The sequence below is a fragment of the Streptomyces solincola genome, from assembly GCF_002982015.1.
In the GTDB taxonomy this organism is placed as follows: domain Bacteria; phylum Actinomycetota; class Actinomycetes; order Streptomycetales; family Streptomycetaceae; genus Streptomyces; species Streptomyces solincola.
The window spans coordinates 1-11,010 of the sequence record NZ_PVLV01000386.1; the positions used below are offsets into that span (position 1 = coordinate 1).

Genomic DNA, 11,010 nt, shown 5'->3' on the forward strand with positions numbered 1-11,010 from the left:
GGCGACGCGAATCGCACGGATCGCGGCCGTACGGGACGGGGGCGCCGATCTGGGGGAGGCCGAGCATGACACCGGCGGGCTTGGCGGCCTCGGTGGTGTTCCGCTTCTCCCAGGCGTCGCCGGCCCGGGTGCGGCGGACCGCGGTCGCGGCGCCCTCGGCGAGCAGGTGGTGCGGCGCGGCGTAGGTGATCTCGACGGTGACCACGTCGCCGGGGCGGACCTCCTGCTCCGGCTTGGTGAAGTGGACCAGCCGGTTGTCCGGGGCGCGGCCGGACAGCCGCCGGGTCTCGCCGTCCTTGCGGCCCTCGCCCTCGGCCACCATGACCTCCAGGGTGCGGCCGACCTGCTTCTTGTTCTCCTCCCAGGAGATCTCCTCCTGGAGGGCGACCAGCCGCTCGTAGCGGGCCTGGACGACCTGCTTGGGGATCTGGCCCTCCATGGTCGCGGCGGGGGTGCCGGGGCGCTTGGAGTACTGGAAGGTGAACGCCTGGGCGAACCGGGCCTGGCGGACCGTGTGCATGGTCTGCTCGAAGTCCTCCTCGGTCTCGCCGGGGAAGCCCACGATGATGTCGGTGGAGAGGGCGGCGTGCGGGATGGCGGCGCGGACCTTCTCGATGATGCCGAGGAAGCGGTCCTGCCGGTAGGAGCGGCGCATCGCCTTGAGGACGGTGTCCGAGCCGGACTGGAGCGGCATGTGGAGCTGGGGCATCACGTTGGGCGTCTCGGCCATGGCGGCGATGACGTCGTCGGTGAAGTCGCGGGGGTGCGGGGAGGTGAAGCGGACCCGCTCCAGGCCCTCGATCGTGCCGCAGGCGCGCAGCAGCTTGGAGAACGCCTGGCGGTCGCCGATGTCGGAGCCGTAGGCGTTGACGTTCTGGCCGAGCAGGGTGATCTCGGAGACGCCCTCGCCGACCAGGGCCTCGATCTCGGCGAGGATGTCGCCGGGGCGGCGGTCCTTCTCCTTGCCGCGCAGCGCCGGGACGATGCAGAAGGTGCAGGTGTTGTTGCAGCCGACGGAGATCGACACCCAGGCCGCGTAGGCGGACTCGCGGCGGGTGGGCAGCGTGGAGGGGAACGCCTCCAGCGACTCGGCGATCTCGACCTGGGCCTCGTCCTGGACGCGGGCGCGCTCCAGCAGCACCGGCAGCTTGCCGATGTTGTGGGTGCCGAACACCACGTCGACCCAGGGGGCCTTCCGGACGATGGTGTCGCGGTCCTTCTGGGCCAGGCAGCCGCCGACGGCGATCTGCATGCCGGGCCGGGAGGCCTTGCGGGGGGCGAGCCGGCCGAGGTTGCCGTACAGCTTGTTGTCGGCGTTCTCGCGCACCGCGCAGGTGTTGAACACCACGACGTCCGCGTCGCCGTCGGCGTCTTCGGGGGCGCGGACGTATCCGGCGTCCTCCAGTAGGCCGGAGAGACGCTCGGAGTCGTGGACGTTCATCTGGCACCCGTACGTGCGGACCTCGTAGGTCTTCGTCCCCTGGGCGTCCACGGCGAGGCTCCGGTCACTGCTGCTGGTCATCCCTCAAGGGTAAGTGCTGCGCCGAGCGCCCCTACCGGCCCTCCCGCGCCCGGCGGCGGCGCGGGCCGGGACACGGCCGGGCAACGGTTGGATACCGGCCCTGGCCGGGTGCGGGCGGCGGCTGGCAGGATCGCCGCCATGTTCCAGGCCCCGTCCCTCTCCCCGCTCCGCCGTGCCCGGACGCTCCGGGCTGCCGCGGTGCTGGCGGTGGTGCTGGGGCTGCTGGTCTGGTGGCTGGCGCCGGACGGCCGGCCCGAGCCGCGCGGCCGGGTGGTGTTCAGCACCGGGGTGCCGACGGGGGTCTACCAGCGGTACGGCGAGCTGCTGAAGGAGGCGCTCGGCCGGGACCTGCCCGAGGTGTCGGTGGCGCTGCGCGACAGCGAGGGGTCGCAGCAGAACCTGGCGCGGCTGGCGTCCGGCGATGCGGACTTCACCATCGCGACCGCGGACGCCGTGGCGACGTACCTGCGCGAGGACCGGCCCGGCGCGGACCGGCTGCGCGGCTGCGCCCGGCTGTACGACGACTACGTCCAGCTCGTGGTGCCGCGGGACTCGCCGGTCCGCTCGGCGCGCGACCTGCGCGGCAAGCGGGTGGGGGTGGGGCAGGACGGTTCGGGGGTGCGGCTGCTGGCGGACCGGCTGCTGGCCGGGGCCGGGCTGGAGGGTGCGGACGAGCTGATTCCGGTGTCGGCGGGCATCGACACCATGCCGGAGTTGCTGGAGCAGGGGAGGCTGGACGCGTTCTTCTGGTCCGGCGGGCTGCCGACGACGGCGGTGCAGCAGCTCTCGGACCGCTTCCCGGTGCGGCTGGTGCCGCTGGAGGAGAAGCTGATCGGCGAACTGCACCGGACCGGCTATCCGCACTACCGGTCGGCGGTGATCCCGGGGGACGCCTATCCTGCGGCGCAGGGCGGCAAGCCGGTGCCGACGGTGGCGGTGGCCAATCTGCTGGTGACCTCCGAGGACGCGGACGCCGCGCTGACGGAGGCGTTCACCCGGACGGTGATAGGGAGCCGGGACCGGATCGGCGGCAAGGTGCACTCGGCGCAGTTGGTGGATCTGCGGACCGCCATCTACACCGATCCGCTGCCGCTGCACGAGGGCGCCCGCCGCTACTACCACTCGGTCAAGCCCTGAGCGTCCGGTGCCGGATCGGCGTCAGCGGGGCGGTTCGGTACGGGGCAGGGTGACGGTGACCTCCAGGCCGTGCGGCTCGTGGTGGGCGTAGGCGATGGCGGCGCCGCCCGCGGCGAGCAGGGCGCGGGTGATGGACAGGCCCAGGCCGGAGCCCTTGACGTTCTGGTGGCGGCCGCTGCGCCAGAAGCGGTCGCCGACGCGGGTCAGCTCGTCCTCGGTGAGGCCGGGGCCGCGGTCGGTGACCGTGATCACCGTGGTGTCGCCGTCGGCGGTGGTGGTGACGGTGACCTCCTCGCCGGCCGGGGTGAACTTCAGGGCGTTGTCGATCACCGCGTCCAGGGCGCTGGAGAGCGCCACCGGGTCGGCCCAGGCGGTGACCGCCCGGCTGTCGCCGGTGAGCCGGACGCCCTTCTCGTCGGCGAGCGGGCGCCAGGCGTCGAGGCGTTCGCCGGTCAGCGCGCCGATGTCGGTGAGCCGGAGGTCGGCGGCGGCGTGCTCGGCGAGGGCCAGGTCGAGCAGGTCGTCCAGGACCCGGGCCAGACGCTTGCCCTCGGTGCGGACAGAGGCGATCTCCTCATTGCCCTCGGGGAGTTCCAGGGCGAGCAGCTCGATGCGCAGCAGCAGCGCGGAGAGCGGGTTGCGGAGCTGGTGGGAGGCGTCGGCGACGAACGCCCGCTGCTGTTCGAGCACCTCCTCGACGTGGTCGGCCATCTCGTTGAACGACTTGGCCAGCCGCCGCAGTTCCGGCGGTCCGCCGGAGGGGGCGACCCGGGAGTTGAGCCGGCCGGTGGCGATGCCGTGGGTGGCGGCGTCCAGTACGCGGACCGGTTTGAGGACCCAGCCGGTGAGCCGGATGGCCGCGCCGACGGCGAGCAGCATGGCGGCGAACTCGCCGGCGGCGATCAGGAGCCAGCCCTTCAGGATGCGGGAGCGCAGTTGCCCGGTCGGCGAGTCGGTGACGACGACGGCGACCACGTCTCCGTCGCGGACGACGGGGGAGGCGACGGCGAGGCGGGCGCCGGCCTGCCAGGGCCAGACCTGCGGCGGATCGTGGCTGCGCCGGCCGAGCAGCGCCTCGCGGAAGGCGCGGCGGGTCTCGCCGTCCTCGGGCAGCTCCCAACGCAGCGGGGCGCGGGCCATGGCGGTGCCGTCGCGGTAGAGGACGCCGGCGTCGATGCCGTACACCTCGCGGTAGCGCAGCAGTTCGGACTGGAGGGTGGACTGGCGCTCGTCCAGGCCGGTGCGGCGTTCGGTGACGAACTGGGCGAGCGCGGCGAACCGCGCGGTGTCGTCGATGCGGTCGACGACGACCGTCTGCTGCCGGGCGGCGGCCAGGCTGGCGGCGAGCGGGAAGCCGAGGGCGAGCAGGACGCCGGCCATCAGCACGATGAGCAGCGGCAGCAGACGGGAGCGCACGGGCGGGGCCTTGAGGGGAGGGGTCAGCCGGCGGGCGCCGGGACGACCAGGCGGTAGCCCACCCCGCGGACGGTCTCGATCAGCGCGGGCAGGCCGAGTTTGGAGCGCAGTGAGGCGACGTGCACCTCCAGCGTGCGTCCGGTGCCCTCCCAACTGGTGCGCCACACCTCGCTGATGATCTGCTCGCGGCGGAAGACGACGCCGGGGCGCTGGGCGAGGAGGGCGAGCAGGTCGAACTCCTTGCGGGTGAGCGGCACGGCGGCGCCGTCGACGCTGACCCGGCGGGTGGACAGCTCCAGCGCCACCGGGCCGAGCCGCAGCGGGGCGGCGGCGTCCGGGACGACGGGCGTGGAGCCGGTGGTGGCCGGGTCGTCGGAGTCGGGGGCGGCCGAGCGGCGGGCGACGGCGTGGATGCGGGCGAGCAGTTCGCCGGTGTCGTAGGGCTTGACGACGTAGTCGTCGGCGCCGAGGTTCAGCCCGTGGATGCGGGAGCGCACGTCGCTGCGCGCGGTGACCATGATCACCGGGGTGGCGGTGAGCCGCCGCAGCCGGCCGCACACCTGGTAGCCGTCCTGGTCGGGCAGGCCGAGGTCGAGCAGGATGACGGCGAACGGCCCGCGTCCGGACTCTGCGGCGGGCAGCACGGCCTGAAGGGCCTCCTCGCCGTTGCGGGCGTGCACCACCTCGAAGCCGTGCTTCTTCAGGACGGCGGACAGCGCCGCGGCGACGTGGTCGTCGTCCTCGACGAGCAGCAGTCTCATGCGCGCGCCTCCGTTCCCCCTCGGATCCGCCGCGCCGGCCGCCGCGAGCGGGTGAACGTCCGACTGCCCGGCGGCCACTGAGGCATGAACGCCGATGGGCGCCCCGCGCGTCAAGGGGGTTCCCGGCCGCAGGGGACTTCCGTTACGGACCCGTACTCGCGGCCGCCGCCCTGTTCACGCAGTGTGTCCGGTTGCGGCCGGATCGTTATGCTCAATTTCCGCTCAGATGTAATGACGCTGGTCGCACCGCGTGCCTATGGTCCATGGCTAACCGAGCAGGACGGAGCAAGGCCGATGAGCGAAGTGTCAGTGACCAAGGGCCCGGAGGACGCCGTACCCACCGCCGGCGACCTGGTCGTGCTGAGCAACGTGAACAAGCACTTCGGCGCTCTGCACGTGCTCCAGGACATCGACCTGACGATCGCCCGCGGCGAGGTGGTCGTGGTGATCGGGCCTTCCGGCTCCGGCAAGTCCACGCTGTGCCGCACGATCAACCGGCTGGAGACCATCGACTCGGGCGCCATCACCATCGACGGCCGGCCGCTGCCGCAGGAGGGCAAGGAGCTGGCCCGGCTCCGCTCCGACGTGGGCATGGTGTTCCAGTCGTTCAACCTCTTCGCGCACAAGACCGTGCTGGAGAACGTGGTGCTGGGCCAGGTCAAGGTCCGCCGCACGGACCGCAAGAGCGCCGAGCGCAAGGCGCGGGCGCTGCTGGACCGGGTCGGCGTCGGCACCCAGGCCGACAAGTACCCGGCGCAGCTCTCCGGCGGCCAGCAGCAGCGCGTGGCGATCGCCCGTGCCCTGGCCATGGACCCGAAGGTGATGCTCTTCGACGAGCCGACCTCCGCGCTGGACCCCGAGATGATCAACGAGGTCCTGGAGGTCATGCAGCAGTTGGCCCGCGAGGGCATGACGATGGTCGTCGTCACCCACGAGATGGGCTTCGCCCGCTCCGCCGCCAACCGCGTGGTCTTCATGGCGGACGGCCGGATCGTGGAGGAGGCGGCGCCCGAGCAGTTCTTCAGCAGCCCGCGCAGCGACCGGGCCAAGGACTTCCTCTCGAAGATCCTGCACCACTGACCGCGCCCCGGACCCGTGTCCGGCGAAGCCACCGCTGTCCCGGCACCCGGCGACGAGCGACCGCACCACGACCACACGACCAAGGGATGTTCACCATGAAGTTCCGCAAGACGGCCGCGCTGGCCGTCGCCGTGCTCGCGCTGACCGCCACCGCCTGCGGCGGCAAGGAGGGCTCCGCCGGCGACAAGCCGGGCGGCGTCCAGCCCGGCGCCTCCGACGTCCCGGCGCTGCCGAAGTACGTCGTCGCCACCGACGTGAAGCTGGACTCGCCGACCTTCACCACCGCCAAGGAGCGCGGCAAGCTGGTCATCGGCTCCAAGGCCGACCAACCGTACCTGGGCTTCGAGGACCAGTCGACCAAGAAGCGCTCCGGCTTCGACGTCGAGATCGCCAAGATGATCGCCGCCGAGCTGGGCTTCACCGAGTCGCAGATCGAGTGGAAGACGGTGGACTCCGCCACCCGCGAGACCGCCATCTCCAAGGGCCAGGTCGACTACTACGTCGGCACCTACACGATCAACGACAAGCGCAAGGCGCAGGTCGGCTTCGCCGGCCCGTACTACAAGGCCGGCGCCGACCTGCTGGTCCGCAAGGACGACACCGCCATCACCGGCCCGAAGGCCGTCAAGGGCAAGAAGGTCTGCTCCATCAAGGGCTCGACCCCGCTCCAGGAGATCAAGAAGCCCGAGTACGGCGCGCAGACCACCGAGCTGGGCAAGTACTCGGACTGCGTCCAGCAGCTCCTGACCAAGCAGGTCGACGCGGTCACCACCGACGACGCCATCCTCAAGGGCTACGCGGCGCAGAACCCCGAGAAGCTCAAGGTCGTCGGCCAGCCGTTCACCGAGGAGCCCTACGGCGTCGGCCTGAGCAAGGCCGACAAGCCGCTGCGCGACAAGGTCAACGACGTGCTGGAGGCGAAGATCAAGGACGGCACGTACAAGAAGATCTACGACGCCACCCTCGGTCTGTCCGGCTCGGAGTACACCGACCCGCCGGCCGTCGAGCGCTACTGACGGCCACGTCCGCAGGGGTTTCCCGGGCCGCCCGGGCAACCCCTGCGGACACCGCGGCGACAGCCGCGGCACCACCGGCCGGGCAACGGTCCGCCGCTCCCGGCACCACCCGGCCGCCGCGCCCCCGGACGCACCCGGCAGCGGCGGCCGACCCGCATGCCGTGCCGCCGTCCGCGCCGCCCTCGCCGTCCGTGACGTCCTCGGCGGCCCGCCCGGCGCCTCGCACCGGCCCGCTCCCCCGCCTCCCGCCCGCCCGCAGCCGACCGCCGACGCGGAGACCCCATGAACGTACTACTCGACAACTTCTCAGAGTTCCGCGACGGCTTCATAGGCACCGTGTCGATCACGGCGGTCAGCACGGTCATCGCTCTGGTCCTCGGCCTGGTCATCGCCGGCTTCCGGGTCTCCCCCATCCCGCCGCTGCGCTGGTTCGGCACCGCATGGGTGACGCTGCTGCGCAACACCCCGCTCACCCTGCTCTTCCTGGTGACCACCTTCGTGGTGCCCGAAATCCTCTTCCCGGGCATGAGCGCCTTCGTGCTCGGCTCGCTGGCGCTCGGCTTCTACACCTCCTCCTTCGTCTGCGAGGCGGTGCGCTCGGGCATCAACACCGTGCCGCTCGGGCAGGCCGAGGCCGCCCGCTCGCTGGGCATGACGTTCCCCCAGACACTCAGCCTGATCGTCCTGCCGCAGGCCACCCGCACCGTCCTGCCGCCGCTCAGCTCCATCCTGATCGCACTGACCAAGAACTCGGCCATCGCCGGCGCCTTCAGCGTCACCGAACTCTTCGGCTGGCAGAAGCTGATGGGCGAGGAGGGCTACGACATCGTGCCCGTCTTCCTCTGGGTCGCCCTCGCCTACCTGGTGGTCACGTTCACCATCAGCGGCGTCTTCCGTCTCCTTGAACGCCGCATGGAGGTCGCCCGATGAGTGCCAGCGTTCTCTTCGACGCCCCCGGCCCCAAGGCCGTCGTCCGCAACCGGATCCTCGCCGTCGCCGGCTCGCTGCTGATCGCCGGGCTGCTGGCGTTCAGCATCGTGCGGCTGAGCGACAAGGGGCACCTCGCCCCCGAGATGTGGGACATCTTCAACTACTCCGGCATCCGGCAGAACATCGCCGACGGCATCCTCGCCACCCTGAAGGCGTTCGCCATCGCCGCCGTCGGCTCGCTGGTGCTCGGCGTGCTGCTGGCGGTGGCCCGGCTCTCCGACCACAAGCCGGTCCGCTGGTTCGCCACCGGCTTCATCGAGCTGTTCCGCTCCATCCCGCTGCTGATCACCATCTACGCGGTGTGGGCCGGCTTCCTGACCGACTACTCGATGTGGGCGCTGGCCGTCGGCCTGACCCTCTACAACGGCTGCGTACAGGCCGAGGTGCTGCGCGCCGGCGTGAACTCCGTGCCGAAGGGCCAGCGGGAGGCCGCGTACGCGCTGGGCATGAGCAAGTCGCAGGTGATGGTCACCGTGCTGCTGCCGCAGGCGGTGCGGGCGATGCTGCCGACGATCATCAGCCAGCTCGTGGTGACCCTCAAGGACACCTCGCTCGGCTACATCATCCTCTACCCCGAGCTGCTCAACGTGGCCCGGCTGGTGGCGTCCAACACCCTGGTCAACGGCCAGTACCCGTACGTCTCGGTCATCGTCGTCGTCGGCGCGATCTACGTCGCGATGTGCCTGGCCCTGTCCGGCCTGGCGACCTGGATCGAGAAGCGCGGCCGCCGCGCCAAGACCGGCATCGGCACCCCGCCGGCCGGCGAGTCCGCGCTGCTGAGCGGCGACGCCGGGCAGGCGGCGGGCACCGCGGTCCTCATCCAGGGCGACAGCGATCGGACCGGCGGTCCGGGGACCGGTGGCGGCGGGGGGAACTGACGCCGTGTGACATCATCCGGGTGGCATGTACGGGGTACGGGGGCAGTGGCGGTCGCGCCGCTGCCCCCGTCACTTGACGCAAGCACCGGCAGTAGGTTGCATACGTTCTGTGATCAACTCGCCCCGGCCCCGTGCCGCCGTCACGCCCGTTTCCCCTGCTCAACGCGTGGATCCGAGTGACTGGCGGGAAGCGTGGGGCGCGGCCGCCGCGCGCACGGACGCCCGGCGCCGGCCCGCCGGGACGGAGGGCGCGCCGTGGACCCGGTGATCGTGGTCGGCGCGGGCCCGGTGGGGCTCGCCCTCGCGCTGGCCCTGGCAGCACATGAGGTGCCGTCCGTCGTCCTGGACGAGGGGTCCGGCAAGGACGACTCCCGGCCCGCCCGGACGGCGGTGCTCCGCGAGGACACCGCGGGCTTCCTGGAGCACCTCGGCTGCGCGGCGGTACGCGAGGAGGGCGTCCGCTGGACCGGCTGGCACGCCATGCGGCGCAGGCAGCGCACCCGGCACGTCCCCTTCGACCCGGGGAGCCCGGCGCCGCTGCACATCGCCCAGCACGCGCTGACCAGCGGACTGCGCGACGCGATCGCCGCGCTGACCGGGGAGCCGGGGGCGCCCGGCCCGTCGGCGGAGCCGCTGGTGCGGGTGGTCACGCACAACCGGCTGGACGCGATCGAGCAGGACGCCGACGGTGTCACCGCGCACACCCGGGGCCCCGAGGGCGCTTGGTGGCGCGGCAGCCACCTGGTGGGCTGCGACGGCGCCCGCTCCACCGTGCGCAAGCTGCTGGGGGTCCGCTTCCCGGGGCGTACGGCGGTCGAGCGGCACGCGGTGGCCACCCTGCACACGGAACTGCCGTGGCCCGGCGAGGGCGTGCTGCACCGTCAGCCCGCCTGGCGCGGAGCCGACGAGGAGGTCACCGCCCGGCCTCTGCCCGGCGGCGCCTGGCGGTTGGACTGGCTGCTGCCGCCGCGCGGCGACCTGGTCACCCCCGACGCCTTGGTGGGCCGCATCCGGGACACGCTGGCCGACTGGTGCGGCCAGACCCCGCCGTACGACCTGGTCGACACCGGCGTCTACACCCTGCACCACCGGCTGGCGCAGCGCTGGCGGGTGGAGCGGGCGTTCCTCGCCGGGGACGCCGCCCATCTGCTGGGCGCGCTGGGCACCCAGGGGCTCGACGAGGGGCTGCGGGACGTCGCCAACCTGGCCTGGAAGCTGGCGCTGGTCCGGCACGGCGAGGCCCCGGCGGCGCTGCTCGACAGCTACCAGGCCGAGCGGCGCACCGCGGTGGCGGCCCGGTTGCGGGCGGCCGACCAGTCGCTGCCGGTGCTGCGCGGCACGGGCGGACTGCGCACCTATCTGCGGGGCGCCGGCCATGACGCGCTGCTGACCGACGGCCATGTGGGGCGCGGGCCGCTCGGTGCGCCGCCCGCCTACCCGCACTCCCCCCTCGCGTCCGCCTTCGGCGAGGGGCGCACCGCCGTGGCCACCCCGGACGGCGCACCGGTGGAGGACGTCCGGGTGACCGCCCCGGACGGGACCACCGGCGGGCTGCGGGAGCGGCTGGGCCGCCGCAGGCTGCTGGCGGTCCTGGTCGCCCCCGGCACCGGGGTGTGGGACCGGCGGCACTGGATGTCGGCGGGGGTGATGCCCAAGCTGGCCGAGGCGGTCGCCGCGCTGCCGCTCGCCGCGGAGATCCTGGTCACCGAGTCCTACCCGGGCGCCTCGGCGCACACCGTGCTGCTGGTCCGCCCGGACGGCCACCTGGCCGCCGCCTTCGCCGGCGTCCGCCCCGCCGGACTCCGCGCGGCCGCCGAGGCGCTACGCGGCGAGGCCGCCCCGACGCCCCGCGACCCGGGGGAAGCCGAAGACGGCGCCCCCCCGGCGCCCCCTGGGCCCACTGGGCCCGCTGTGCCCGAGCAGGGGTCCGGCGGCCCCGTGTCCGAGCAGGGGCCCGGTGGCCCCGTGTCCGAGCAGGGGCCCGGTGGCCCCGTGTCCGAGCAGGGGCCCGGTGGCGCGGTGCCGGAGCAGGGCGACGGCCCCGAGCTGCCGGCGACCGGGCCCGGGACCGCGCCCCGACCGGCTCCCACCTCTCGCCCTGCCGGCGACGGGCGGCCGCCCCGCAGGTGAACAGCGGGACCGCCGGGAGCGGCCCCGCGCCCGCCCCGGCGCCCCGCTCCCGGCGCAACGCCCCCCGCGTCGCCGCCCGC

At 73.3% G+C, this 11,010-nt stretch carries 9 protein-coding genes; 6 read left to right on the forward strand and 3 right to left on the reverse strand.

What is annotated here, in order from left to right:
* Positions 1–1,522: tRNA (N6-isopentenyl adenosine(37)-C2)-methylthiotransferase MiaB (gene miaB / locus C6N75_RS22490; RefSeq protein ID WP_105870721.1), on the reverse strand; the 1,522-nt coding region annotated here is incomplete at its 3' end.
* A gap of 138 nt (positions 1,523–1,660) precedes the next feature.
* Between miaB and C6N75_RS22495 the strand changes: the two genes are divergently transcribed.
* Positions 1,661–2,659, forward strand: a complete 999-nt coding sequence (locus C6N75_RS22495) for a TAXI family TRAP transporter solute-binding subunit (protein WP_105870714.1) — start codon at positions 1,661–1,663, stop codon at positions 2,657–2,659.
* Positions 2,660–2,680: 21 nt separating this feature from the next.
* Here the strand turns inward: C6N75_RS22495 and C6N75_RS22500 are convergent, their stop codons facing one another.
* Positions 2,681–4,075: a sensor histidine kinase gene (locus C6N75_RS22500; protein ID WP_105870715.1), complete on the reverse strand. Its 1,395-nt coding sequence runs from the start codon at positions 4,073–4,075 to the stop codon at positions 2,681–2,683.
* 23 nt (positions 4,076–4,098) lie between these two features.
* Positions 4,099–4,836 (reverse strand): response regulator transcription factor, encoded by a 738-nt coding sequence (locus C6N75_RS22505; protein ID WP_105870716.1) that lies wholly within the window; start codon positions 4,834–4,836, stop codon positions 4,099–4,101.
* Between the two features lie 294 nt (positions 4,837–5,130).
* On the opposite strand from C6N75_RS22505, the gene C6N75_RS22510 reads away from it, so the two are divergent.
* From C6N75_RS22510 to C6N75_RS22530, 5 genes are all read left to right on the forward strand, one after another.
* Positions 5,131–5,916 (forward strand): amino acid ABC transporter ATP-binding protein, encoded by a 786-nt coding sequence (locus tag C6N75_RS22510; protein ID WP_105870717.1) that lies wholly within the window; start codon positions 5,131–5,133, stop codon positions 5,914–5,916.
* A 95-nt stretch (positions 5,917–6,011) separates the two neighbouring features.
* Positions 6,012–6,932 (forward strand): glutamate ABC transporter substrate-binding protein, encoded by a 921-nt coding sequence (locus tag C6N75_RS22515; RefSeq protein ID WP_105870722.1) that lies wholly within the window; start codon positions 6,012–6,014, stop codon positions 6,930–6,932.
* Positions 6,933–7,214: 282 nt separating this feature from the next.
* Entirely contained in the window at positions 7,215–7,862 is a 648-nt protein-coding gene (locus C6N75_RS22520) for an amino acid ABC transporter permease (RefSeq protein WP_105870718.1), read from the forward strand.
* On the forward strand, positions 7,859–8,800 hold the full coding sequence (locus C6N75_RS22525; RefSeq protein WP_105870719.1) for an amino acid ABC transporter permease: 942 nt from the start codon (positions 7,859–7,861) through the stop codon (positions 8,798–8,800). Before C6N75_RS22520 ends, C6N75_RS22525 begins: the two co-directional genes overlap by 4 nt.
* A gap of 255 nt (positions 8,801–9,055) precedes the next feature.
* The gene (locus tag C6N75_RS22530; protein WP_105870720.1) at positions 9,056–10,930 is read left to right on the forward strand and encodes an FAD-dependent monooxygenase; all 1,875 of its coding nucleotides are present in this window, start codon (positions 9,056–9,058) and stop codon (positions 10,928–10,930) included.
* The last annotated feature ends 80 nt before the right edge of the window (positions 10,931–11,010 follow it).